This window comes from Streptomyces sp. TBY4, assembly GCF_024213195.1.
Taxonomy (GTDB): Bacteria; Actinomycetota; Actinomycetes; order Streptomycetales; family Streptomycetaceae; genus Streptomyces.
In genome coordinates, this window is record NZ_JANAVF010000017.1 from 139,741 (window position 1) to 164,568 (window position 24,828).

Consider the following 24,828-nt stretch of genomic DNA (forward strand, 5'->3'; position numbering starts at 1 on the left):
GGGCCTGAACTGCGTTGAACGGCACTGTAACGGGTATGCCCAGACACCTCCCCGCGACCGCCGACGCGCACTCCCCGTGGCGATCGAGCGGCTTCCGCGTGCTCTTCTCCGCATCAGTCCTCGGCGTTCTCGGAACGAACGTCTCCTACGTCACCATCCCGCTGATCGCCGTACTCGCCCTTGACGCGGGCCCCGGGCAGGTCGGGGTGCTGGCCGCCCTGAGCACGGCGGCGTTCCTCCTCATCGGCCTGCCGGCGGGGGCGTGGGTCGACCGCGTACGGCCCCGTACGGTCCTGGTCGCCGCGGACCTGCTGCGCGGCCTCCTGCTCGCCGGGATCCCGCTGGCCTGGTGGTGGGACGTCCTGACCTTCGAAGGGCTCTGCGCGGCGGTATTCCTGAGCGGGGTCGCGACCGTCTTCTCCGACGTGGCCGCGCAGAGCGCTCTGCCGCAGCTGGTCCGCCCCGAGGCCCTGGTCCCGGCCAACTCCGCCATGGTGAGCTTGATGGCCGCGGGCAACGTCGCGGGCCGGGGCGCGGGCGGCGCGCTCGTCCAGCTCCTCGGCGCACCGGTCGCTCTGGTGTGCGGGGCGGTGGGCCACCTGGGATCCGGGCTCCGGCTGATCCGCATGGAGCGCGGCGTTGCCGCTGAGATCCCGGGCATGGCCGACGGCCCCCGCCGGGGCCCGAGCCTGCGCGCGCGGATCGCCGAGGGCCTGCGGCACGTCCTGCGCCACGGGGAACTGCGCGCCCTCGCGCTCACCGGGGCGCTCGGCAACCTCGGGACGGTCATGGTGAACACGATGCTGCCCGTCGTCTTCACCCGCGAACTCGGTCTGTCCGCAGGCGCACTGGGCCTGTTCTGGGCGGTCGGAGGCGCCGGCCTGCTGTTCGGAGCCCGCTGCGCACGCCGGCTCGCCGACCGGTTCGGGCATGGGCGGGCGCTGGTCCTCGCGGACGCCTGCCTCGCCCCGACGGGACTCCTGGTACCCCTGATGGGACGGGGTGTCTGGTTGTGGGTGGCGGGTGCCGGATGGTTCCTCTTCGCCGTCAGGACGGGGACGGGCAACGTCCTCGGAGTGAGCCTTCGCCAGCGCCTGACCCCGGACACGCTGCTCGGCCGTATGAACGCCACCTTCCGCTTCGTCCTCACCGGGGCCATGGCCCTCGGCGCCGCCCTGGCCGGTGCCATCGGTTCCTACGGGTCCCCCGGCGCGGCTCTCTGGACAGGCGGAGCCCTGCTCTGCCTGGCCTGTGTACCGACCCTGGTGTCCCCGCTGCGCAGGCGTCGCGAGCTCCCGCCCGCGGGGGCCGCCGGGGGCATCCGGCGCGGATCGGGCCGGGGGACGTGCCGTACTGCTTCGTGACGCGGCGCGGACCCTCGGCTGGGGCAGGGTGGCGGCCTCCAGCCCGACCTTCACGCGCCTACCGGCCCGACACCCGCAAACAGGAACGGGAAGACACGATGCGCTGGGGCGGCTCCCTGCCGGGGATCAGCATCACTTTCGACGCCAAGGAGCTGCACGGTGACGGCCCTGTCTGAGGCATCCGCTCTCGACCCCGCCGGGCGGCGCCCGCGGCGAGCGCAGGGGACGCCGGCGCTTCCGGGCTTGCCGACGGCGGCGGTCGCCCGTACCCAGCTCGCTGGACTCAAGGTCGCGGGCCAGCAGCCGATGACCGGGTACAGCAGGGCGAAGTTCACGCACTGGACCGGGCAGGGCGATGCCTGCGATACCCGCGAGGTCGTCCTGGAGCGGTCCGGGAGGGACGTGAAGCGCGACGCCGAGTGCAAGGCGGTCTCCGGCACCTGGGTGTCGGTCTACGACGGGGTCACCATCACTGACGCTGGGAAGCTCGATATCGAGCACATGGTGCCGCTCGCCCATGCCTGGCGGTCTGGGGCCGGGGCGTGGACGGCGGATCGGCGTAAGGAGTTTGCGAACGACCTGATCCGCCCCCAGCTGTTGGCTGTGTCGGCGGCGACGAACCGGTCCAAGGGAGATCAGGGCCCTGATGAGTGGCAGCCGCTGGCGAAGGCGTATTGGTGTACGTACGCGACGGCGTGGACGAACGTGAAGGCCACCTGCCAGCGACGCCTTGGGAGCCTTCCCTGACCGTCGTCGAGGCGTTCGGCCGGGGACGGGCGGGCGATGCGGACGAGCACGCCGAGACGCTGCTCTCCCTCGGCCTGTTCCACCCCGCCGATCTGCGCCGGCGCGTGGGCGACCTGTCCTACGGGCAGCGCCGCCGGATCGAACTGGCAGGCCTGGTCAGTGAACCGGTCGACCTGCTCCTGCTCGACGAACCGACCAACGACCTTTCACTCGCCCTCGTCGAGGATGGGAACAGGCGCTGACCGACTACCAGGGCGTACTGGTGCTCGTCACGCACGACCGCCGGATGCGGTCCCGGTTCACCGGCTCGCACCTGACCCTGAACGGCGGCCGGATCGAGACCCACGTCCGCGCCGGGTAAGCGGAGCGGGTCGCTCATGAGCCGCCTGTGCCGCCCCCCGGACACCCCGGCCGGCCCGGTCCGGGCCCGACGCCTCATGGAACTCGCGATCCAGGGCCTCCGCCGCTGACCCCGCCGCGGACGACAATGGGGTTGCGGTGTTCCGGTACACCGCAACCCCCGAGAAGGGACCGCCCGTGACGGAGCTCCACATCCCCGAGATCTACCGGGACGTCGACGAGTCGGTCCGCCTGCTGCGGACGTACTTCACCGGGCGCCGTTCCAAGGGCGACCTCTCCTACTCCGGCGCCCATTTCGAGCGACTGGCAGGCGGCGGGGACCGCGAGGGCGCGGCGGACGGGTTCGAGGCGGCGGATCTGGTCGCCCTCACCATGCTCAAGGTCTCCGTCGCCCCTCACGGCGCGGTGAACCTCCTGACCGATCCCGAAGGGCACTGGCACCGGTTGCTGTCCGCCATCCCCCGCGAGGCCCGGCTGGAGGACCCTGCCAGCGACCCGCTCGTCGCGCAGGGCGGGCCTGCGTGGGAGCTCTGGGAGCGGCTGGTGAACCCGGACGGGACCCACCCGTCGAGCCCGGATGGCGTGCGTTCCGTCGTCGCGGGCAAGCTCATGGCCCGCAAGCGTCCCCACTTGATCCCCGTCTACGACGCCCGCGTCAAGACCTTGTTCCGGCGCCCGATGATCGACCACACCTTCTGGGCCTCCCTGGCGGCCGTACTCCGGGCGGACGGCGGGGCGTTCCGCCGGCACTTGGAGATGCTCCGCACGACGGCCGTGATCGGTGAGGACATCGGCGTTCTGCGTGTACTGGACGTCATTGCCTGGATGCATCAGGGAGAGCGCGAGGCCGCCGCCGCGAGCCGCTGAGCGGCCCTCCGCGGCGAGCCCGCCCGCCCGGCCGACAGACCGCTACATCGGCTCGGGGAAGATGTCGCTGATGCTCCAGGCGACGCTGAAGCAGGGGACGAAGGCGTCCGCTTCCTGCTCGGTGTCCAGGGTCTGGAGGGCGAGGATCTGGCTCATGGGTGAACTCCTTTGTCGTTGTCCGGTTGTGCCGGTCGGTCACTGCTCGCCTGGGCGCGGCGGTGTTCACCGCCGTGGCCAGGGGGTTCTTGGGCATCCCGTCCGGTGCCCGGTCAGACGGTTGCCGGGATCGGGGGACGGGTGTCGTGGGGCTGCGGCAGAAGCGGGCCCGACAGGAGCCGGTGCAGGGCCAGGAGGACGCCGGCCCCGCCGTGCGACAGGTCGGCGGTGAAGCGCTGCGACCCCGCCCCCAGGAAGCGGACGCCACGCCGGAAGGGGACGGCGTACTTCAGCAGGCCGGTGGCGGCGCGCACGGCGTCTGCGCGGGCGGCTTCCGTGCCGGTGTGCTCGGCGTACTCGGTCAGGGCCCAGAGCAGCCCGGCCAGTCCCCGGTACAGGCCCGCCTCCTTCGTGGCGCAGGAGACCCGGATACCCGCCACCAGCCGGGGCAGCGCGGCCGCGCAGCGCTCGTCGGGCGCGGTGGCCACGTACCGGGTGAGAGCCGTGGCGACACCGGCCGCGCCCGTGGCCAGGTACGGCATGGCGCGGGTGAGCCGTGCGTTGTCGGAGACGGACAGGGTGCCGTCGTCCAGCGGGAAGGTCCGCTCCAACTCCTGGTGGAGCAGCAGGCGCCCCGCTTCCAGGAAGCGGGACTCGCCGGTGGCGCCGGCCAGCCGGTGGAGGAAGAGGGCGATCCCCGAGCGGCCGTGCAGCAGGCCGCGGGCGTCGTGCTCGCCGAGGGCGGCCGCCAGATCGGGTGCGCGGAGCAGGTACTGACCCGCCGCGGCGGCCCGTTCCAGGTGGTTGCCGTCCCCGGTCAGCAGGTGGAGCGCGAGCCAGCCCGAGCCGACCCCCGCACGCCCGCCCGCCAGCGTGGCGCAGGCAGCGGTGAGCGGGTGCCCGTCGGCTTCGTGGAGCAGCTCCACGGCCTCGTCGAGCAGGCCGAGCCCGGCCAGTACCCGGGCGACGCCGGCCGAACCGGCCATCAGCCCGGGAGGCAGTGCCCCGCGCAGCGCCAGCGCGTCGCGGCGCAGCCGTTCACCGATCTCCGCCGGCACTGCCGTGCCGGTGCGGAGCAGGGCGAGCGCCACCCCGGCCGTGCCGTGGGCCAGGCATACGTTGTTGGTCCGGAACGCCTCGGGCGAGGGCGGGAAAGCCCATTCCGGCCGGCCGGCGTCGGCCGTCTCCAGCAGCCCCGCGGCCACTTCCGCGGCCAGCCGGCTGAGGCGGCCGCGCGGATCGCCGTCCAGCTCGACCCGGTCCTCCCGCCCGAGGTCCGCCACCCGGTGGAAGGCGGTCGCCCGCTGCCACAGGTCCTGCGGGGGCGCCACCTCCGCCAGGTCACGGTGCAGCAGGGCCAGGTTGGCGGGTGCGTGCTCGGCCATCTCGTTGAACGGGGCCAGGAAGGCGAGCGCGACCGCCGCCGCGCCGTACCGGTCGTGCAGCAGCGGATCGGCGTCGGCCCGGCGCAGGCCCGGCGGCGGCGTGAACCCCGGCGTGCCCACCGCGGACGGGACCGCGGACAGTGCCGAGGCCGCCTCGAAGTCCACCAGCCGGATCCCGCCCGACGGGGTGACCAGGACATTGCCCAGGCTGAGGTCACCGAACCGGTAGCCGGCGCCGTGCAGCCGCCCGAGCGAGGCGTCCAGCTCGGCCAGCAGCCGCCGGCACGCCTCGTAGTACGCGGCCACGGACCCGGCCGTACGGTCGGCTCGGGCCAGCGGGGAGGACCGGCTCAGCCAGCCCACCAGCGGCTGCCCTTCGACGCACTCGGTGACGAGGAAGTCGTTCTCCCACTCCGTGAAGTGGTCCAGCGGCTCCGGCCCCACCCCGGGGGCGGCCGCGTGCAGCGCGCGCAGCACCTCGTACTCGTGTCGGAGCCGCTGCCGGGCGTTGCTCCCGTCGAAGACGAGCCCGTTGTGGGCGCGGGCCTCCTTGAGGAAGACGGCGCGACCGGTGCGCCGGTCCCGGGCCCTGTAGGCACCGCCGGCGTTGCTCAGGCGCACCGCGCGGGTCACCTCGTAGTCACGGATGAGGATCGGCCCGGTGTGCGGCTGCTCCTCCTCCTTGACGAAGGGGTCCGTGATCCCCGCGGGCAGCTGGAAGGCGGGCAGCCGCGCATCCACGACCTCGCGGCCGAAGCCGTCCAGGACCATCCCCTCCCGGGTGCCGTCGGCGCGGAGCCGGCTGCGGGCACCGTCGAAGGAGCCGTACCGGTAGTGGACCGTCTGCGAGTCGCCGAAGCGCCGGTCGGTGAGGACGTACGGCCCCTCCTCCCCGTCGAGCGCGTCGCGCAGGCGTTCCAGCAGCCGCCGGGCGCTCTCGGTGTCCGGCGGGTAGACGGCACAGAACTTGCCGGCTTGGGCCCGTGCGGCGTGCTTGTGATGGAGGAACAGGAAGAAGAGCCGGGCGCTCAGGTGCTTGAACGGCACGCCTTCGGAGAAGCAGATCCCGGCGACCGTGTCGAGCACGTGCTGCGCCCGGTCCAGCCGCGCCGATACGTGGATCTTCCACCCCTGGTCACCGAGCCCGCTCCGCCGGCCACCCCAGACCGTCCAGATGCCCTGCGCGTAGCCGCGCAGGCCCGCTGGCACCTCACGGGGAGCGAAGCGCGGCCCGGGGTCGGCGGCGCTGGGCAGCGGCAGATAGTACTCCCGGTCCGCGAGCGCCTCGCCGAAGCCTTCGAGCACGGGATCTCCTCACAGAACGGTAGTGGTGGGCTGCTGCCCCTACGGTCCCGCGCCCAGGCCGCCCGGACCGGCAGCTGCGGCGGCGGTTCAGCGGCGGCAGTGGCCGCGCTCGGCGACCTCCTGGTCGCCGCCGCCGTCCACGCCCCGGCCCTCGTGCGGGAGCGTCTGCAGGCGGCGGCGGAGGCCTGCGAGCAGGCCGGCCGCGCACCGGGCGAGCGCTCCCTGGCCGGGCAGGCACGGGCCGGATGGCGGGCCTCCGCGCGCGCGTTGGAACGAGCCCGGCGCACCGCACGCGGCGGCGGCGCGGCCGTGGTCCTGACGCTGCGCCCTGGTGGAAGCGGTGGAGGCCGCCCGGCTGTGGCACGAGGCGAAGCAGTACCGGGCGCAGGCGAAGGCGGCGGCCGCCGCCGGTCTGCTGCTGCGCGAAGCCGCGACGGCGGCGGGCGCCCCCGCCGCCCGGGCCGTGGCCCGGCACCGTCGCCGCGCGTTAGCCCGGTAGCACCGCGTACGCCGCCCGGTTCGGACAGGCCGAGCTCGTCCCGGTCCCGGTGACCGCGCACTCCGCCGAACTCCGAGGAGCCTCCTGCTGATGGCCACCCCCGCTCGCATGCCCGTCGGCGAGCCGGTCTCCGAAGCGCTCGCCGAGGCAGTGGCGATGCGCCTCTTCTTCACGGTCACCGACGCGGTCCGCCGCGCCGCCCAATAGGCCCGCCAGGGCAAGGAGGACGAACTCGGCGAGGACACGGCGAGGCTCGCCCCGGGCTGGGCCGAAGCACAGCTGCGCCCGGTCCTGGACGCGGGCGTGCTCGGCGACCTGATGAAGGGGGAGGACTGGCCGCAGATGGCCCGCCAGCTCGTCCTGCTCCAGCAGGCCGGCGTCGACATGAACGTCTTCCTGCCCCAGCTCGGAGGAGTTGGTTCGACCGTCCAGCGGGCCGTCGAGGCGAACTCGGCGACCATCAAGGCGGCGGGCACCGACCGGTGGGCCGACCAGCTCCGCGCGACGATGCCCGAAGGGATCGTCCGCGACGCGATCCTGGCCTCCCCGGCCTGGCCCGACATCGTCGCGGCCATGGACCGCCTCCACGGCCAGGGCGTGGGAAGTGACCTGTCTGCAACCGTGAGGTGAGCTGTGTCACGTTGCTCCCTTACAACCTGATCTGCCAGGCGGAAGTCCTATGTGTGCATGCCGCATCGGCATTCGTGCACATGGAGCAAAGAGGGCAGAAATATGACCGTGAAGCGAAGGCTGTTCATGGGGGGCTTCACCGCAGGGGCAGTGTCCGTGGCGATGTCGGCCACGGCGGCGCCGGCAGCCGCGGCGGAATCCGAGGGCACGGCCACCACGTTCGACGGCCCGGTGATCGCGGAGAAGTTCAGCACGAACGCCACGGGGAACTCCGCCTTCTTCAAGACGACGTCCACCAGCGCCCACGCCGTCACGGTCTATCAGGCGGGCACGTCCGGCGGGGGAGTGGCCCTGAACATCATCTCGGACAACCCGGATACCTCGGCTGTCTATCTGACGGGTCATGAGAGAGAAGACCAGGGAACGCTGAAGATCACACACGTCGGTTATCCGGACGGGTCTGATGCGGGCGCCTCCGCTCTGTCGATCGATTTGAAGACGGTCGGAACGGCCGCGCAGGGCATCTTCGTGACCTCGACCGGAGGCGCCTCCACCACCGGCAATCTGATCTGCCTGCGCAACAACGGGCGCGACGCATTTGTCGTCAAGGGCAGTGGACGCGTCGGCGTTGGTATGGGTGTGGGCGCCAACCCATGGTCGCAGTTGCATATCGTGCAGCGGCCGGGCGTCGACTCCGCGCTGATGGTCGAGGGAGTGGTGCGCGTGGTCAACGCGGTCTCTGTACCGGTGGGTGTCGACTCGCGCGGAGGCGGTGCACTGTACGCGGAGAACGGGGCGCTGATGTGGCGGGGTTCCAGCGGTACGGTCACCCGCATCGCCCCTGCCTAATCCGATACGCACTACCGGAGATAACGATGGAACTGACTGCTGAAGAACTGGTAGCAGAATTTCAGGACGCGGTGATGGAGCTGTACTTCGCCCGCAAACGTATCGCGAGGCTGGAGGCCGAGAACTCCGCCCTGAGGACGCGCCTGCAGGCGGAGGCGGAGGAAGTTGGCGCGACACAGGCGGCCGCTCCGTTGACCGCTGGCCGGCAGCCACTGCACTGAATGGTGACGGAGGTTCGTCCGCACTGCGGGGCCCGGTCGGAGCAGAATGCGTGGCGGACCGGCTGACGGAGCGCCCTGGGTGTCCCGCTTCCGCTGTGCCAGCCGCAGGTGATCGCGCCCTGGACATCGACGGACAGACCCTCGCCGCCGACCCGGACATTGCCGCCCTGCGGGCGAAGGGCCTCGCGGAGCTGCGGATCCGGGCCGCCCTCGCGGGCCGACCGATCCGCGCCCGCGCGGTCGAGCCGGCCGCCCCCACCCCCTGGCTCATGATCGTTTCCCCGGACGGGACCGTGACCGACGTAGCCGAACACCCCGCCCCGCCACCGCAACACCCCGCCGACGAACACGAACTGCGCACGGCTCCTCCCGCAGAACCGGCCGCGCCCGAGCCTGCCGCCCATGTGCCGGCCCTGCCCGCAGCGCCGCCGGTCGCTCCCGTTCCCGAGGAGCACCTGGAGGCGTGGGCGCGGCTGTGGGCTGCGTACGAGGCCGAGGACCTGCCCACCGCCGTCGTCCTCGCCCTCACGCTGGAGACCGCCCTTGAGGCCGAGTACGGCCCGCTCGACCCCTACACCCTGAATCTCTTGACCGTCCGGGCATCGCTCACGCTCTTTCAGCGCACCGACCTGCACGGCACGGTGGAACTCCTGATCACCACCGTCCTGCGGCGCCAGGCCGCCAAGGTCCGGCCGAAGGCCGACACCGCGCGCGGCCCGCAACGCGGTCGCCGTGTGGGTGCAGCTCCTGGACGAGGACCCGCAGGCCGCCCTTGCCCTCTCCTCGTCCCTGGCGGACATGCTGGCGATCCGGGGATGGGACAACCACCGCAACGACGTCCTCGCACAGACCAAGGCCGTGTCCGCACTCGCCGGGTAGCGCGGCGCCGGCCCGGACACCCGTCGCAGAGGAGTACCTCCTTGGGGGCGGCTTTGGCGCCGGGCCGTGTCACCCTGGCGCCCGGTGGCCTTGACCGGGCATGAAGCTCTTCACGTACCCAAGTTTGGTAGCGGCTGCGCTGGCCGCGGCCGTTGGCGCCGCCACCGCCACAGGGGTCCTGGGTCACGCGGCTGCGGGTTGGGCTCGTCGGTCGGTATGGGCGGTCGAGGGGTTGTGCCAGCGGGGTCCGGCCCCGAGTGCCGCGGCAGTCAGGGCGTGGATGGTGACCAGACACAGCGCGGTGCGGTAGAGGGTCTGCTGGAGCGGGATGAGCCACAGGTGACGCAGGGATTCGCCGTCGCTGCGCAGGGCGTAGGCGGCGAGGGCGAGTTGGGCGAGGCTGAAGGCGGCCCAGGTGATGGCTGGGACGGGTGTGGTTCCGGAAATGAGGCCGTAGAGGGCTGCGGCGTCCATGAGGGGTGCTGCGAGTGGCAGGGCGAGCTGGAACAGGAGCAGGTAGGGCAGGGTGCGGCGGCCGAGGTGGCCGGCCGTGCCGGTCTCCTTGACGGCGCGGCGGTGTTTCCAGATGGACTGCAGGGTGCCGTAGGCCCATCGGTAACGCTGGTGCCAGAGCTCTCGGATGGTTGTGGGGACGTGGGTGTGGGCGTGTGCGTCGCTTCGGTAGACGACGCGCCAGCCGGCCCGGCACAGGGCCATGGCGATGTCGGTGTCCTCGGCGAGGGTGTCGGCGCTGATGCCGCCGCAGGAGGCCAGGGCCCGGCGCCTAAAGGCGCCGATGGCTCCCGGAACGGTCGGGCTGGCGCCGGCGAGGTCGAACAGGCGGCGTTCCAGGCCGAAGCTCATGACGTATTCGAGGTGTTGCCACAGGGGCAGCAGGCCTGTGCGGTTGGCGACCTTCGTGTTGCCGGCCACCGCGCCGACCGATGGATCGGCCATGGCGGCCGCCAAGTGGGCCACCGCGCCCGGTGCGAGGACCGTGTCCGCGTCGACCATGAGGATCACGTCGTGCTCCGCGAGAGCCACGCCCGCATTCAGGGCGGCGGGCTTGCCTTGGTTGGACTGCGTCACGACACGCACTCGGGGATCCGTCACCGTCCGGGCCGCCGCCGCGGTGGCGTCGGTGGACCCGTCGTCGACCACGACGACGTCGATGTCGGGGCAGCCCCCCTCCAGCAGAGCGCGCACACAGGAGACGATGGTCGCCGCCTCGTTGTGGGCGGGAACCACCACGGAAACCCCGGGCAGGAGCAGAGGTTGGGGCACGGGCCGGGTAGCGGTGCGCCTTCGGTGCGCCATGGCGGCCGCGGCGAGCAGCAGCAGCCGGACGGCGGTGAGCAGCGCCACCGCGTACAGCAGAGCGGCGGCCGCCGGCGGGACTGCGCCGGCAGCCCGGATCAGGCCGATCAGAGCGGTGCCGTACCAGCGGTCGAACGATGTGACCGGCGTGCTCTGGGGTGGCAGACCGACCGACTCGGTCAGGGTGGTGAAGCGGTATCCGTTGGCCTTGAGGTCGTCGATGAGCCGCCCCAGCGCCGCGACGGTCCGCGACCGGTCGCCGCCGCCGTCGTGGAGGAGGACCACGGCCCCGCGGCCGTCCTGTGGCGCGGCGCCGCGCACGATGTCCTCGGGATCGTGTGCCTCCCAGTCGAGACCGTCGTGGGTGGACAGGACGGTCAGGTAGCCGAGGGCGCCGGTGCGCAGGGTGGCGTGCCAGTCGCGGTCGTCGACCGCGTCGGGCAGGGAGGAGTACGGCGGCCGCAGAAGTGTCGTGCTGATTCCGGTGGCTCCGGCCAGGGCGGCTCGGCTGGCAGCGAGCTCCAATTGCAGTTGCCACACGGGCGCGGTGGCCAGATCGGCATGGGTGAAGGTGTGCAGACCGACCTCGTGACCGGCGGCGATCTCGGCCCGGACCAGTTCGGGGTGCTCGGCTACGTGCTGGCCGACGACGAAGAACGTCGCCGGTACCTCCTTGGCCGCCAGGAGTCGCAGGATCTGTGGGGTCCAGGCGGGGTCGGGACCGTCATCGAAGGTGAGCGCGACCGTGCCCGGACGGACGTCCAGGCTGACCGGGGGGCCGCCCCGGGCGTCGACGACGGGGCCGCCGCCGGACACCGAATGCGGCACGAGGCCGTCCGGCTGCTGGGCCCGGGTAGTGGCCGGGGCGGCGGCGCCGCGCAGGATCGAGGTCGCCAGGAAGAGGGCCGACAGGAAGACCGTGAGGACGGCGGCCAGGACCCACCAGTGCCCGCGGGGCGAGATCGCCCTCATCGCCGGGGCGTCGTGTGGGCGGCCTCGGCCGGACTCGTCGACGGCGCGTTCGGTGCGGCGTACAGCAAGCTGGCGAACACCGCGAGCACGCACAGGCACAGGAAGCACACGCCGATTCCCACGGCGGTCATGATCCTGCGGCGGCGGCCACGCGGGTCGTCGAATACGGGCGGCGAGGCCCCGGGGCGCGGCGGGCTGAGGACGTTGTTGATCACGTCACTGGATGCTAGGAAGATCGTCTCCAGGGTTTCATCACGCCGCGCGGGCGTTCCCCCATAGGAGCGAGCGGCGTACCCGCGGCCTGACGGCGGATGCGCTCGAACGGGGCGACTTCGGCGCCCCGACGCGCATCGGAGCCCGATGGCCCGAACGATCATGCCAGGGTGGCGGTGGGCAGGCCACGGCCGCTCGCAGCCCGAGGAGGATCGCGAGCGTTCGGACAGCCGCCCAGCCGCCCAGCCGCCCAGCCGCCCAGCCGCCCAGCCGCCCAGCCGCCCTGCCACCCAGCCGGACTTGCCTCGGCGCCAGCAGCGCCTTTCTCCTCCTCCAGCACGGCACGTGCTGAACCCTGTCCCTGCGACCCGCACGGAGTAGACCCCACCCATGGCCGCGCACCTGGACACGACCCCACCCACCGCGCCTACGCCACCCCGACACCGCCCACGCGCCGCGCGCGGAAGGATCCCGGTGCTCGCGGCGTGCGGCCTGCTGGCCGTCGCCGCCCTCTGCTACGCCGGCCTACGGCTGCACCACCGGCTGAACACCATCGACATGCCGCAGACGCAAACCGCCCCCCAGACGGGATACACCCTCACCGTCTACTTCACTCCCAACCAGGCCCACTACCACGGCCCCCTCCGCAGCATCCGCAGTAAGGCCTGTGCCGGGCAGCACCTCCCGGACGGCTTCCCCGCCGACTTCCTCGAACGCGTCGGCCTGGAAGGCTTCGGCAAGACCGCCCGCAGCAACTACCTCGGCTGGGACTTCGACCGCCACTGCTACTTCACCACCAGCCGCTCCCCTGTGGGCTCCCACGAGAACACCCTGGTGCCCTGGCAGTCCGTCGCCGCCAACCACCTCTCACCCGGTACCCGGATCCACATCACCGACTGCGGCCCCGGTGTACCCGCCACGGTCTGCACCCGTGTGAAAGCCGCTCACTGGCGCGTCGACGACCTGTGCAGCATCGGCTGCGACGACGCCAAACACCTCGACCTGTACATCGGCGAACAGACCCGTGCCGCCATCGAAGACGAAGACTTCTACTTCGTCACCAAAGGCGCCACCATCCAGGCCAGCGCACCCGAAGCCCTTCGTTGATGCGACGCAGCAGACCAGCACGACGGCCGGCATGACTCCGGCGTGCACATGGGCTGGAAGATGCGGAGCGCAGGGAGCCGCGTCGTCGCGCTTGCCGATGCCCCGTCGTAGCGGCGACCTTGCCGCGTCGGCGCCGGGAGTCGCGGCTCGCTCGTCGTTCTGCGCATCTTCTCGGCGCGTGGGGGCGAAGACTGGAGGGCTCCGTACGGTCCGGCTGATCGAGGAGCACGTCGATCACGCCCGGGATGCCTGGAGGGACGCCCCTGCACTGCGGGGCTCGCGCGCGGGCCGTCCTGCGGAGGAGCGAGCCTCATCCATGCAGGTCACCGACAATACGACGAACGGGGCAACTCCGGACGACGCGATCCGATCACATGATCAACAGCCTGGGTCTCGTGTCACGGTGTCGGCGGGCACCAGCCCCCTCCCCAGGAACAAAGGAACCCCCCTTGTCTATCCGGACCTACCTCGCCGCCGCAGCGCTGGCCGCAGGAGCAGCACTGGCCGTCCCCGCCAGCGCGGCTCACGCCACGGACAACACGGACACGGGCACGGCTGTGTCCGCGTCCACGTCCGCGCCCACGGATGTCTGCGGAGCCGTCCCGTCGGACTATCTGGGCTTGTTCAACCTCGGCCGTACCTACACCGGCACCCTGAAGGACGGCTCGAGCTCCTACACGGCGAACCTGACCTTCAATGCCATCGGCGCCGAGGCCGCACAGCTCGGCTATGTCGCGGAGGTGACTGACGGCCTCGTGCCGAGCAGCTTCCGCGAGGTCAGGCGTGGGATCGCGGCGCTGTCCTCGGACAACAACGGCATCGGGACGATCGACTTCGACTTCCCCACCCTGCAGACCGTCAGCATCACCCCGGTCTGCGCTTCCGGGTCGCCTGCCGTCAAGAGCATTCTGATCAAGGCCCAGGACACCGACGACAAAAGCGTCTTCAAGGGCACGTTGAAGTAGTGCCCAGGCGGCGGGGCCTGGGCACATGCCCAGGCCCCACCCTGCCGCCGACGATTGCCGGGCCCCGCCCACAACCCTCGTCTCACCCGGATGCACCACCCGCGCGCCGCGGGCAGCCGCGCGCGCCCAGTCGATGCCCAGGCCGCGGCGAGCTGTAGGAGTGGGTCATGACATAGACCTGCCCACATGTTGGCTTCCTGGCCGCTTTTGGGGCAGGCCTCAGGTCACTCCTGCACCACTTGGAAGGCCCGCTCGGGGCAGTTCGCGACGGCCTGCCGCAGAGCGTTGGTCATCTCGGGACAGCGGCTCTTCGCGTCGGGGACGTAGGCGTAGCCCTCGTCGTCGAAGTCGACGGTCTCCGGGAGAAAGGTGAGACACCGCGCGTGTCCCTGGCAGTGCTCGGAGTCGATCCGGATCCGGTACATCCGCTCTCACCGTCCGATCCGCAGGGTGAGGGGGCCCAGACCATGCCAGGGCTCGGTCGGATCGGTGCCAGAGAAGTCCGGCACGGCGGCGAGGAACTCCTGCAGGGCGACGACCAGTTCTCGCCGCCCGAGGTTGGAGGCGGCGCACCGGTGGATGCCGACGCCGAATGCGAGGTGCCGGTTGTCCGGGCGATCCAGGACGATGTCGTCGGGGTTGGCGTAGGCCTCGGGGTCGCGGTTGCCGGCGCCGAAGACGAGCACGACCCGGTCACCGGCCTTGATGTTCTGGCCGGCCACTTCGGTGTCCTGCCGGCAGGTGCGCGCCATGGCCTGTACGGGGGAGAGCGTGCGCAGGAGCTCCTCCGCCGCCGCCGGAATTTCATCGGGGTGCTTCCGCAGCCGGGCCTGGGCCTTCGGGTGCTGCGCGAGGTACCACAGGCTGGAGCGAATGGCCCAGGCCGTCGTGTCCAGACCGGCGAGGAACAGCAGGTAGCAGTAGGACAGCAGCTCGTCGTGCGTCAGCTTGCGGCCGTCGATCTCGGCGGTCAGAAGGCGGTGGATCAGGTCGTCGCCGCCTGGAGCGTCTCCCCGGGATGCGAGCAGTTGGTCGAAGTAGTCCATCACCTCGCGGCCCGCGGCGCGGGCGCGCTGCGGGTTGGCCGAGCGCTCGTAGATGATGTCGTCGATCCATCGGTCGAACAGGGGCCAGTCCTTTTCGGGGAACCCGGCCAGATGGCTGAAGACGGTTGTCGACATCGGCCTGGCGAACTCGTGCGAGACGTCCGCCACCTCCTGCGCGGCAACCTCCGTTGCGAGGTGCCGCGCAGTTCGGCGCATGTCCTCGTCCAGGCGCGCGACCGCCTTGGGCGTGAACAGGGGCAGGAGGATCTTGCGGTAGCCGGCGTGGTCCGGGGGGTCGATGTCGACCGGGATCAGCGGCATATCGGTGCCGAACGCGGGGAGCAGCATCGACGGTGCGACGGAGTAGGTCTGCGGGTCGTGCGCGGCGGCGAAGATGTCCTTGGCCCGGGTGAGGAACCAGAACCCGCCGTGCTGGTCGCTGCGTCCCACGGGGCACTGTTCGCGGAGCTCCCTGTAGGTGTCGAAGGCGGTGTCCAGCGCGGGACCGTGGAAGTCGAAGTCCTGCTCGGCGGTTCGGTGTTCTGGCATGGGTCGGTCCTTACCGATGGTCAGCGGGCGAAGGGTGCCTGCACGAGGCCGAGGCCGTGTCCGTCAGAGATCTTCGTCGCGGAATTCGGCGCTGACCTCGACGCCTCGCAGGTCGTCCAGGGTGAGGTGGTGGGCGGGCGGGTCGAAGGGGTACTGGGAGACGGCCTTGCCGTCGGCGATGACCAACAGTTCGCCGGGCTCCAGGAGCCGCCAGTCGGGGTCGGCGTCCAGCCGTTCGCTCGCGACGACCCAGGCAGGGATCTCCTCCTCCCCGTCGGCGACCCAGCTGCCATCCGCGCGGTGGCCGGCCGGGCGGGCGCCCCGGTGGCGGCTTCCGAAGCCCCCGCCGTCGGGGTTGAGTACCCAGAGCTCGGCGTTGGCCGGGTAGCGCAGTGCCCACAGGCGGCGCGGCTCGGCGAGCACGAAGTTGAGGGAGAAGATGGGGATCTCGGCCGCCATCCGCTTCACCGCCGAGATGATGCCTTCGGTGGTGTCGCCCAGCCGCTGGATCTCCGCGGAGATGAAGGCGAACACCGTCTCGGAGTCGGTCGCGCCCTCGATGTGTGCACGGTCCACGTCCGTCAGCCAGGAGTCGATGGTTTCCACACCGCGGATGCACCCGTTGTGCGCGAAGAGCCGGTCGTGGATGTCGAACGGGTGGCAGTTGTGTACGTCCACCTCGCCTCTCGTGCCGTAGCGGACATGGCTGACGACGGTGTGCGACACGACGTGCTCGGCGGCATCGGCGAAGTCGTCGTTCTTGAAGGCGCCGATCGGGGAACGGTCCCGGACGGGCTCGTCGCCGAGCGAGAACCAGCCGAAGCCGGTTCCGTCGGGCTGCTTGCGGCTCTGCTCACGGAAGCTGGACAGCGAGTCGAGCAGCCAGTGGGATGCCTGGACGCGCGGGCCGCAGGTGGTCAGGGCGAAGAGTCTGCACATGAGATGTCCTCCTTGAGCGGAACAGCGGAGCGGTCGGTGGAACGGTGGGGTTGGCGGGATCCGGCCAGCCGGCCGGCTGGTCAGTAGCGGTCGCGGACGGCAGCCGCGACTGCGTCTGGGCTGGTGTCCTCGAAGAGTTCGACTTCGGCCCGGCGAACGGCTGCGATGGCCTCGAACAAGGGGGCGCCCATGGCCTCGCGGAGCACTGTCGAGTCCTGGAAGTGCTTGACGGACTCCTGGAGTGACTGCGGCAGCCGCGGCTGACCGCTGCCGAGAGCGGGATCGCCTGACACCGGGGCCGGAAGCTCCAGGCAGTCGCGGATCCCGGCCAGCCCGGCGGCGATCACCGAGCCGGTCACCAGATAGGGGTTGGCGGCCTGGTCGAAGCACTTGAGTTCGGCGTTCGCGCTGTGGGGCTCGTTCGGCGGACCCGGGATGAAGCGCAGCGCGGCCTCCCGGTTCTCCACGCCCCAGCACTGGAATACTCCGGCCCAGTGGCCGGGCTGCAGCCGGAGGTAGCTGGCTACCGAGGGTGCTCCGACGGCCATCAGCGCGGGCAGCTCGCGCAGTACGCCGGCCAGGAAGGCGGAGCTCTGCCTGGTCATCCCGGCGGGGGCATCACCGCCCTGGCACAGGTTGCGGCCGCTTTCCCACAGGCTCAGGTGGAGATGGCCGCCGTTTCCGACCCCGTCGGCCGCGACCACCGGGGCGAAGACCGGGGTGAGCCCGTGGCGCAGGGAGACCCCGCGAACGGTCTCGCGTACCAGCACGGACAGATCGGCGGCGCCGATCGGATCGGACGGGGCGACCGACACCTCGAACTGGCCGGGCGCGTACTCCGGATGGAGCTGCAGCACCTCCACGTCCTGTGCGGAGAACGCCGCGAGCAGCTCGGCCAGATAGCCGGACAGGTCGACCAGCCGGCTCATCCCGTAGGCGGGTCCCTGGGTCGCGTACGCCGGATCGGGGCCGGCCGGTTGGCCCTCGCGCAGCGCCACCCACTCCGTCTCGAACCCCATCCGCAGCTCCAGGCCCGCCTCTGCGGCCCGGCCCATCATCCGGCGGGTGAACTGGCGCTGGCAGGCCGGGTGCGGCAGTCCCTGCTGGTCGTACCGGTCCGCGGGCGCCCAGGCCCAGCCTGGCTGTGCGGCCAGCACGGTCAGCCGGTCCAGGTCGGGGAAGAGCCGGAGGTCTCCGACAGGTCCGCCGATGTGGGTGCTGGTGGTGATCGAGTCGTCCAGCAGGAACACGTCGAAGACGGGGGACATGCCGACGCCCTGCTCTGCGGCCTGCCCGAGGCGGCCTGCGGGCACGGCCTTGACCCGGGTGATGCCGCTGTTGTCGACGAAGGTCAGCGCGACACCGCGGACGTCCTGAGCGGTGAGCCGGGCGGCCTCGCGGCGGGCCCTGCTGCCGCCGCGAGGCACGGATGTCTCCGTCACCGCAGCGCCTTCTTCCCTCGCGTTCATGATCATCGAGCTTTCCTTCCCGTCGTTCCTGTCGCGAAGTCCCGGACCGCGAGAGCGACTCGCTCCACCTCGGCGTCGCTGAGTTCCGCGTAGGCCGGCAGGCACAGCCGGCGAGTGGCGCCCGCCGACCGGCTGGTGACCCTGCTGCGGTGCGCGATGTGCTGGAAGGCAGGCTGGTCTGGGAGCAGGTAGGGGTAGACCTGCTCGGTCTCGATGCCACGACCCGCCAGGAAGGCGCCGAGCCCGACCGGATCCGGGCAGGCCACCGCGAACTTGTAGTAGGCGTGCTGGTACCCGGGCAGCACCTGCGGCGGCACCACGGGCAGGTCGGCGAAGGTCTCGGAGTAGTGCGAGGCGATGGCGGAGCGGCGTGCCAGCCAAGCCGGTTGGAGCTCCAGTTCCAGGGCGATCAAGCCGGCGTCGAGTTCCCCGAGCCGGGCCCGGGCGCCCCGGTCGTGGTGGACGTGGCGCTGTCCACGTTCGCGTCCCATGTCGGTGAGCCGGCGCAGCCGGGCGGCGCGCTCGTCGGAGTCCGTGACGACGGCGCCGCCGTCGGCGAGGCCTCCGACGCACTTGCCGACCCAGAACGAGAAGCAGCCGAAGTTGCCCCAGGTACCTGCTGCTCGACCGTCGAGGGCGGCACCGGCGGCCTGGGCGCAATCCTCCACCACGGCCAGGCCGTGTTCCCGGCCGATGGCCAGGATCTGGGGCATGTCGGCCATGTGCCCGTGCAGATGGACGGCGATCACCGCCCGGGTCCGCCGGGTGATGGCAGCGCGCAGCGCCTGCGGGCACAGGGTGAGCGAAGGTTCGGCCACATCCACGATCACGGGTACGGCACCGGTCTCACAGACCGCGGACGCCGTGGCGGCGAACGTGGCGGCAGGCAGTACGACTTCGTCCCCGGGCCGCACCCCGGCCACGCGCAGGGCGAGCGTCAAGGCCTGCGTGCAGGAGGTGGTGGCTACGGCCGCCCCGCCCCAGGATGCGGCGATCCGCTGTTCCAGGCGTGCAGTTTGCGGTCCGAAGTGGAACGTCCCGGCGTCGATCACCTCGTCGGCGATCCGGTGGACCTCGCGCCGGAGGGCGCGTATTCGGCGTGCATGGCCCTCGGCCGGGATGCTCCAGTTCCGGGGCGGCGCCGCGGGTAGGGCAAGGGTGGGCTGAAGGAGCGCCATTGGTGACTCCTCAAAGCGTTGGTTCGTTGCCAACAGATCGGATTCCCCGAGCAAGCACAGGTCGCGTTCACGTTCTTCGTCGACCTCCGCCAGCATCAACGGGCTCGAAAAGGCGTGCAACTTGGAGCGTTCGATTGACCGAGCCTCCGGGGCGATGTCTCCGGCCCGGGCTGGGCGCACGGCCACTTGCGGGCGCGGCGCGTTCGGGTGAAGCGGTTTCAGCTGACGGCTCGACGGACGCCTGGACCCCGTGCGTCCGGACCGCCATGCACCCTCCGTTCCGCCCTCGCAGACAGGAGAAGAAGGCACGGAGAGAGGGCCTCAGCGGCCGTATGGCTCCCGTCATCAGGCCGTGCCGACGATGAACGGAGAGCATGGCCAAGGGTGATGGAAGTCCCCGGAGTGGCCCCATCACCGGACCGCGTCCACGATGAACAGGAGACACGGCCAGACCTCATGCTCGCCCGATCACGAGCCGTTCTGTTGTGGCGCCGCAGCCCCCGCGAGGCCACCGCCCGATCAGCCGAACCAAGACCCGTCGTACAGGCCGGGCCTGTTCGGAGGTTGCCGGGCTGAGCGGGGCGGCTGCACCAACCATGTCGGGCAGCGTTCGGTAACTCATCCCCAGGAGGCCGCTTGTGGCGCTGTGGCTGCTCAACCACCTGAGCACGTTCGCGCTGGCGCTGCTCATGGTCGGCGCGATAGTGCTCCTTGCGGTGACGGGCAGCGCGCTCGCCCGCCGCCGTTCTCCCCGCCTGGCCGAAGGCGAGCACAACGAGATGGTCGGCGTTGTGCTGGGCATGTTCGGCGCGATCTACGGGATCATCCTCGCTTTCGTGGTCGTCACCCTGTGGACCCAGCTGGACCACACCCGGACCGTGGTCTCGCAGGAAGCCACCGACATCTCCCTGGTCGTCCGCGACACCCGGTCCTTCCCGCCCGCGCAACGGGCGCGGATTGACAAGGCGGTGAGCGACTACGTTCACGCCGTGGTCGAGGTGCAGTGGCCCAGGATGCGTGCCGGCCAGCCGAGCTTCGAGGCCACATCCAAGGAGGTCGAGGAGATGTACGACACGCTGCAGGCCTACGAGCCGAAGACGGCGCGCGACCAAGCCTTCTACGGGGAAGCCGTCACGCGCCTCAACGACGCGGCCGCCATGCGGCGGGAACGGATCAACATGGCCACGATCGAGCTGCCGGTGCTGCTCCAGGTCCTGGTCTACGGCGGCGCGCTGGTCATCATCCTGCTGACCTTCCTCTACGGCCTGCGCAGCCGGAAGGCGCAGTTCCTCTTCGTCGCGAGCGTCGCCGGACTGATCGGCTTCAGCCTGCTCCTGGTCCTAGTCCTAGACCGACCCTTTGCCGGCGATCTCACCGTGAGCCCGGAGCCATTCAAGGAATCGTCCTTGTCCCAGTTCTGGCCGCAGAACGGTGCCAGATCACCGTGACAACGCGGTCGGCGGTTCCAAGGACCGCCCCGGGCGGCCTCGCCTCCGCCCGTCCCCGCAGTCGGCCACGGGCGTGGTGACCTGTGCCCTGGTCCAGCGTCGTCGTAGCGCGTTTCGCTGGACACCGGAGCCACCCCGTCATCGGCCCCGCCCACCACGAGGCCTTGGCCGGGGAGGCCCGGATGCGGCCCCGGATTGAGAACGCCTACGCGGCCATGCCCGACGGCCACATCCCGCCCCCCGACCTCGCCCCCTCTCCTACGAGGAAACCGGACCGGCGGGGAGTGTGACGGTCGCGGCGCGTGTGCCGTCGCCGCGGGGTTCGAGAGGGTGGGCGGCGCGCACCGCAGGTCAGCGGTAGGTGTTGTGACCGAGGTGAGGGCCACTTGAAGTGAGGGCCCCTTCGGGACACATCGCCCGCGATTTCAAGCCGGGGTGATCGACACACGTCATCCATCTACATTCGACCGATACCGTATGTAGTCGTTTGTTATCTCTGTGTCGCCACCGCTCGCCTGGTGCTACGCCGGGAGTCGCATGCGGTTTGGCATGGCATCTCGCGAGGAGTGCATGTGAGCACGCAGTCTGAAGACGACCAGAACCTGTGGCGGGCCGTCTACACCGCTGACGGGGGCTGGTCCCCTGGCGTGGCGTTCGCCGACCACCTCAGCATCGCCGCGCCCGCCCTGGCTGAGGTCGACGGGACCTTGTACTGCGCGCACCGAGGTGCCCGCGATGGGGACGAGCGGCAGCTTCCGGTGCGCTGGACATCGTTCACGCCGGCGTCGGTCCGCCCGTACGTCGAGGCGCTGGACAAGGCGAGCAAGCCGTTGCCGGAGACGGCCACCGACGAGCAGACCGCGCAGTGGCAGAAGAAGGTGAAGGCTGCGGCCGACGCCCTGGAGAAGGCCCGTAAATGGGCGCCCGACCAAGATGCCGACGGGATCAGGAGCACGGAAACCCCGGCGCTGGTCAACGACAACGGCACTCTGCGCATGGTGTTCACCCAGCTCGGCGGCGGCGCTGAGTCGTCGCTGTGGGAGACCGACCTGGAGGACGAGGAAGGGGAGTGGGTCTCCCACGTCGGCGACGGTGCTGAGTCGTCGCTGTGGGAGACCCACCTGGAGTATGAGAGCGGGAAGTGGGTCTGGGCCGATCCCATCCCGATCGAGACGGTCGGGCTGGCGCTGGCCCCGGCTCTGGCAGTGTTCAACGACGTTGTCCACCTGGTCTTCGCGGCCCCCCATGGTGAGCACGTCGGTCACCTCGTACGCACTTCAGCGGGTGAATGGAAGGTGCCGACCACCCCGGAGGGCGGCGTAGTCGACACCTACCCGAGCACCGACCCCGTGGAGGACTACTCGGCACAGTCTGCCTTCGCGAGGCACGGCTGGCCGGGCAACCATGCCCTCGCCGCCCACGACGGCCAGCTCCACCTCGCCTACCGCGGAGAGGTAGACGACTTCCATACCGACATCTGGCATGCCGTCTTCGACGGCAGCACGTGGACCGACGGATCCATGCTCATCCACGGGGACCGCGACTTCGGCGCCCAGTCGCGCCGCAACGCGGCACTGGCTTCCTACGGCGGCAAGCTCCACGTCGTCTACCCGTCCAACGGGGGCGACCAGCTGATCCACAGGACGTGGACCAAGAAGGACGAGTGGAGCGCGCCGGCCAGGCTGGACGGTCACGACTCCAGCAACACCCCGGCCCTGCTGGCCTTCAACGAAGGACCGGCCGACCTCCAGCGCGAGCACCTCCTGATCGTCCACCGGGGTGTCGACCGCTACGTGCCGCCGGCGCCGCCCGTCCCGCCCGCGCCGCCCACCATGAAGGACGTCGCCAGCCAGGGCAAGACCACCCACGGCGAGGAGGTCATCGACCACGGCTCCCAGTCGTGGTCCCGCGTCAAGCACCACGTCTCCCTGACCCCCGCCACCATGAAGGACGGCACCAAGGCCCTCGTCGCCAGCTGGGACGCTACCGCCGAGTACTACTGGGGCTGGTCGTGGTACCGCGAAAACTACGGCGGCGGTATGTACGTGCCGAGGATCGACTCCGGCAAGCTGTGGCTCCGGACGGACAGCGACGACCTCGTAGACGTCATCGACTTCGCACACCAGGACTTCAAGAACGGCAAGTTCCGCTTCGACCACATCTTCGCCGGTCTCAAGCCCGGCACCTACAAGCTGACCATCAGCGGCGCCGGCACCAAGAAGTCCGGCGGCTACTGGTTCGGCAGCAAGGCCGCCCTCAGCGAGAGCGAAGAAGACAAGCAGCGCTACACCCGCGTCGGCATCAGCCCGGCCCACGTCACCATCAAGATCTAACCCGGCACCGCGTCCGCCCCGGCAGCGACGACTACGCGCTCCGACCCGCAGCCAGGAGCGCCGACGTACCTGGCTGAGCGCCGTACCTGGCCACACAGGCCAAGTACGGCGCTCGGTCACACGAGCCGGACGTCCTCGTCGGTGGGACGCTGGGGAGAGGGGTCCGCTGCGGTGACGGAGGTCTCTTGAAACCGACATGGAGCGGGGCCGTGAGCTTTGGCTTGGTCACTTCTCTGAACCAGTCGTCCGCGTACTCCTACGGCGTTGCGTGCACCGCCAAGTACAGAGGTACGTGCATCGCAGCAGCTCCCGTTCGGTGGCCGGCTTTCGTCCCGTAACGTCTGCTCTCTCAAGTGTTGAAGAGTGATGGAGGGGCTTCTTGGAGGAGAGCGAAGCACGGAGGCTGGCTGAAGACTTCGGTCGAACCCTGACCGACCGTTGGGAGGAGTGGGCCTTCAGGCTTGACCTGTGGGCGACCCCGGCGATAACGGGCGTCTACGGCTTTACCTGGTCTCCCACTGCGAAGGACGAACAGGGTCGCCAGATCAGGGTCGGAGGGAACTGGCCCATCCTCGTCGACCAGGACACGGGGGCATGCCGAGTTGTGCGGGGGCCGAAGGAAATGGCTGCGCTCAGAGGTACGTCAGAGGTTCGCTCTGCGCTGATGCGACGCCACGGCGGTCGGTAGGACGGGCTGACGGCAGTGTTCATGCCCCTGGGTCGTCGCTGTCGGAGCCGATCGCCGCGATCAGGGCCCGCAGGGCATCGTCGTATTGGTGACGGTCGAACCGGAACGGGCCGAATGGCACGTAGTCGCGGGTCTCCCGGTGTGGTTGCTCGAAGGCGTCCCAGGTCACGAGGTCGGCTGTTGCGGTGATGCGGGCCATGAGCGGCCAGCATCCCCACTCGCCGCATTCGCAACCGAGGACGGGTGTCTTCGGCCCCATGGCGTTGGTGGACCGTCCGAGGAAGTGGTCCTGCATCGGGCCGAACCGGAAGAACTCCGGGATCAGACCACCGTAGGCATCACCTGCAGGTTCCATTTCGGCCGAGATCTCGAACCTGTCGATCAGCTCCGTGAGCGGTGCTCCATCGATGTGGGGGACCACCACGAGCGGGCCACCGTCGCCTCGGGGATGGCAGCCGAACCGGATCTCATTGCTGATCATCCCGTCATTGTCTCAGCGGTGCGCTGCGCCCTTTTATTGGGCGGGTTGAGCTGGGCCCTGGCGTTGCATACCGAGGTTGACTGGCATGCCTCTGGAGGCGGCGTCGATCTGGTCGATCTTGGACGCGGCGCCGGCGAGGCTGACGCGCAGACCCTCCATTTCACCGAGCCAGCCCTCGCGCTCGGCTTCGGCGATGCGGTCGAGGAGGTTGTCGCGGATCTCCACGAGCCGGCCGCGCTGAGCGGGGTCGGGGCGCAGGTGCCGACGGAGAGTTTGCGGCGTTCGAAGTGGCCGAGGAAGTCCTCCCACTCGGCGTCGGTGGGGGTGCGGTACTCCTCGGCGGGGCGCAGGGTGCGGCGGCGGGTGATGAAGGCGCGGTGGGCTTCGATCGTCTGGGTGGGGTAGATCGCGTTGTAGCCCATGGTGGTGTTGATGTTGGCGTGGCCGGCGATGACCTGCGCGATGTGGGGTGGCAGGCCGGTGCGGATGGCGTCGGTGATGAACTCATCGAGGCCGCCTGGAACGCGGTCGTGGACAACCTCTTCTGGGTGGCCGTCGGTTCGTCGGCCTGGTGATCGTTGGCCCCCCGCTGGCGAGGCTGGTCGGGGCGTACTGGGCCCCGAAGGTTGTCGTGTGGCGGGTCCGGGCCGGCGGGGTGGTCGAGAAGTTCGCCGCCCGCCTGTCCGGTCGCGGGGCTGCGGGTACGCAGGCGGTCGGGACCGGTACGGCCGTGGCCGAGGAGGTCCGGCGTCTGCACGAGAAGGTCTGACGCGCACGGCTGCGGTGACGTCCGGGACGGGATCGCAGCAACCTGACAGTGCGGGCCCGCGCCGACCCTCGGGGGAGGCGCGGGCCCAGCGC

24 protein-coding genes and 1 pseudogene are annotated in these 24,828 nt (G+C 70.8%); 15 read left to right on the top strand and 10 right to left on the bottom strand.

Translation table 11 applies throughout. From position 1 onward, the window contains the following. Positions 1–35: 35 nt before the first annotated feature. From NLX94_RS31445 to NLX94_RS31460, 4 genes and pseudogenes are all read left to right on the top strand, one after another. Complete coding sequence (locus tag NLX94_RS31445; RefSeq protein WP_254386523.1) at positions 36–1,364, top strand: MFS transporter; 1,329 nt, start codon at positions 36–38, stop codon at positions 1,362–1,364. A 159-nt stretch (positions 1,365–1,523) separates the two neighbouring features. Further along, positions 1,524–2,111: an HNH endonuclease family protein gene (locus NLX94_RS31450; protein ID WP_254386524.1), complete on the top strand. Its 588-nt coding sequence runs from the start codon at positions 1,524–1,526 to the stop codon at positions 2,109–2,111. Next, positions 2,069–2,472 (top strand): annotated as a pseudogene (locus tag NLX94_RS31455) (ATP-binding cassette domain-containing protein); the annotation flags it as partial. The gene NLX94_RS31450 and the pseudogene NLX94_RS31455, both read left to right, overlap by 43 nt. Before the next feature lie 176 nt (positions 2,473–2,648). Beyond that, positions 2,649–3,338 (top strand): DUF6308 family protein, encoded by a 690-nt coding sequence (locus tag NLX94_RS31460; protein ID WP_254386525.1) that lies wholly within the window; start codon positions 2,649–2,651, stop codon positions 3,336–3,338. Positions 3,339–3,607: 269 nt separating this feature from the next. Here the strand turns inward: NLX94_RS31460 and lanKC are convergent, their stop codons facing one another. Beyond that, positions 3,608–6,184, bottom strand: coding sequence for a class III lanthionine synthetase LanKC (lanKC, locus tag NLX94_RS31465; RefSeq protein ID WP_254386526.1), 2,577 nt, complete (start codon positions 6,182–6,184; stop codon positions 3,608–3,610). Between the two features lie 331 nt (positions 6,185–6,515). Here lanKC and NLX94_RS31470 point away from each other — a divergent pair, with 331 nt between their 5' ends. The 5 genes from NLX94_RS31470 to NLX94_RS31490 all read left to right on the top strand — a co-directional run bounded on the left by NLX94_RS31470 (position 6,516) and on the right by NLX94_RS31490 (position 9,262). Further along, on the top strand, positions 6,516–6,683 hold the full coding sequence (locus NLX94_RS31470; protein WP_254386527.1) for a hypothetical protein: 168 nt from the start codon (positions 6,516–6,518) through the stop codon (positions 6,681–6,683). Between the two features lie 303 nt (positions 6,684–6,986). Further along, positions 6,987–7,313: a hypothetical protein gene (locus tag NLX94_RS31475; RefSeq protein ID WP_254386528.1), complete on the top strand. Its 327-nt coding sequence runs from the start codon at positions 6,987–6,989 to the stop codon at positions 7,311–7,313. Between the two features lie 102 nt (positions 7,314–7,415). Beyond that, positions 7,416–8,162: a hyaluronoglucosaminidase gene (locus tag NLX94_RS31480; protein WP_254386529.1), complete on the top strand. Its 747-nt coding sequence runs from the start codon at positions 7,416–7,418 to the stop codon at positions 8,160–8,162. A gap of 26 nt (positions 8,163–8,188) precedes the next feature. After that, positions 8,189–8,383, top strand: coding sequence for a hypothetical protein (locus NLX94_RS31485; protein WP_254386530.1), 195 nt, complete (start codon positions 8,189–8,191; stop codon positions 8,381–8,383). A 732-nt stretch (positions 8,384–9,115) separates the two neighbouring features. After that, on the top strand, positions 9,116–9,262 hold the full coding sequence (locus tag NLX94_RS31490) for a hypothetical protein (protein ID WP_254386531.1): 147 nt from the start codon (positions 9,116–9,118) through the stop codon (positions 9,260–9,262). Positions 9,263–9,445: 183 nt separating this feature from the next. Here NLX94_RS31490 and NLX94_RS31495 read toward each other — a convergent pair whose 3' ends face one another. Beyond that, complete coding sequence (locus tag NLX94_RS31495) at positions 9,446–11,551, bottom strand: bifunctional polysaccharide deacetylase/glycosyltransferase family 2 protein (protein ID WP_254386532.1); 2,106 nt, start codon at positions 11,549–11,551, stop codon at positions 9,446–9,448. Beyond that, a complete protein-coding gene (locus tag NLX94_RS31500) occupies positions 11,548–11,766 on the bottom strand; it encodes a hypothetical protein (RefSeq protein WP_254386533.1) in 219 nt (72 codons plus the stop codon). The genes NLX94_RS31495 and NLX94_RS31500 overlap by 4 nt, the downstream gene beginning before the upstream one ends. Positions 11,767–12,238: 472 nt before the next feature. Between NLX94_RS31500 and NLX94_RS31505 the strand changes: the two genes are divergently transcribed. After that, entirely contained in the window at positions 12,239–12,871 is a 633-nt protein-coding gene (locus NLX94_RS31505; RefSeq protein WP_254386534.1) for a hypothetical protein, read from the top strand. A 449-nt stretch (positions 12,872–13,320) separates the two neighbouring features. Next, the gene (locus NLX94_RS31510; RefSeq protein ID WP_254386535.1) at positions 13,321–13,836 is read left to right on the top strand and encodes a hypothetical protein; all 516 of its coding nucleotides are present in this window, start codon (positions 13,321–13,323) and stop codon (positions 13,834–13,836) included. Positions 13,837–14,060: 224 nt separating this feature from the next. Here the strand turns inward: NLX94_RS31510 and NLX94_RS31515 are convergent, their stop codons facing one another. The 5 genes from NLX94_RS31515 to NLX94_RS31535 all read right to left on the bottom strand — a co-directional run bounded on the left by NLX94_RS31515 (position 14,061) and on the right by NLX94_RS31535 (position 19,017). Beyond that, positions 14,061–14,261 (bottom strand): ferredoxin, encoded by a 201-nt coding sequence (locus NLX94_RS31515; protein WP_254386536.1) that lies wholly within the window; start codon positions 14,259–14,261, stop codon positions 14,061–14,063. A 6-nt stretch (positions 14,262–14,267) separates the two neighbouring features. Then, positions 14,268–15,431, bottom strand: coding sequence for a cytochrome P450 (locus tag NLX94_RS31520; RefSeq protein WP_254386537.1), 1,164 nt, complete (start codon positions 15,429–15,431; stop codon positions 14,268–14,270). A 63-nt stretch (positions 15,432–15,494) separates the two neighbouring features. Further along, a complete protein-coding gene (locus tag NLX94_RS31525) occupies positions 15,495–16,370 on the bottom strand; it encodes a class II glutamine amidotransferase (protein WP_254386538.1) in 876 nt (291 codons plus the stop codon). 80 nt (positions 16,371–16,450) lie between these two features. Continuing rightward, positions 16,451–17,839 (bottom strand): glutamine synthetase family protein, encoded by a 1,389-nt coding sequence (locus NLX94_RS31530; protein WP_374684051.1) that lies wholly within the window; start codon positions 17,837–17,839, stop codon positions 16,451–16,453. Between the two features lie 2 nt (positions 17,840–17,841). After that, positions 17,842–19,017, bottom strand: a complete 1,176-nt coding sequence (locus NLX94_RS31535; RefSeq protein WP_254386540.1) for a DegT/DnrJ/EryC1/StrS aminotransferase family protein — start codon at positions 19,015–19,017, stop codon at positions 17,842–17,844. 638 nt (positions 19,018–19,655) lie between these two features. Here NLX94_RS31535 and NLX94_RS31540 point away from each other — a divergent pair. Together NLX94_RS31540 and NLX94_RS31545 are read left to right on the top strand one after the other, a co-directional pair. Next, positions 19,656–20,465 (top strand): DUF4239 domain-containing protein, encoded by an 810-nt coding sequence (locus NLX94_RS31540; protein ID WP_254386541.1) that lies wholly within the window; start codon positions 19,656–19,658, stop codon positions 20,463–20,465. 572 nt (positions 20,466–21,037) lie between these two features. Beyond that, positions 21,038–22,798: a hypothetical protein gene (locus NLX94_RS31545; RefSeq protein WP_254386542.1), complete on the top strand. Its 1,761-nt coding sequence runs from the start codon at positions 21,038–21,040 to the stop codon at positions 22,796–22,798. A gap of 707 nt (positions 22,799–23,505) precedes the next feature. On the opposite strand, the gene NLX94_RS31550 is transcribed toward NLX94_RS31545, so the two are convergent. Both NLX94_RS31550 and NLX94_RS31555 read right to left on the bottom strand, forming a co-directional pair. Next, positions 23,506–23,967 carry a hypothetical protein gene (locus tag NLX94_RS31550; RefSeq protein WP_254386543.1) on the bottom strand — a complete coding sequence of 154 codons (462 nt, stop codon included), beginning with the start codon at positions 23,965–23,967 and terminating at the stop codon, positions 23,506–23,508. A gap of 33 nt (positions 23,968–24,000) precedes the next feature. Beyond that, the gene (locus NLX94_RS31555; protein ID WP_254386544.1) at positions 24,001–24,192 is read right to left on the bottom strand and encodes a hypothetical protein; all 192 of its coding nucleotides are present in this window, start codon (positions 24,190–24,192) and stop codon (positions 24,001–24,003) included. A gap of 62 nt (positions 24,193–24,254) precedes the next feature. Between NLX94_RS31555 and NLX94_RS31560 the strand changes: the two genes are divergently transcribed. Both NLX94_RS31560 and NLX94_RS31565 read left to right on the top strand, forming a co-directional pair. After that, a complete protein-coding gene (locus tag NLX94_RS31560) occupies positions 24,255–24,542 on the top strand; it encodes a hypothetical protein (RefSeq protein WP_254386545.1) in 288 nt (95 codons plus the stop codon). Next, positions 24,539–24,736 (top strand): hypothetical protein, encoded by a 198-nt coding sequence (locus tag NLX94_RS31565; protein ID WP_254386546.1) that lies wholly within the window; start codon positions 24,539–24,541, stop codon positions 24,734–24,736. Before NLX94_RS31560 ends, NLX94_RS31565 begins: the two co-directional genes overlap by 4 nt. The last annotated feature ends 92 nt before the right edge of the window (positions 24,737–24,828 follow it).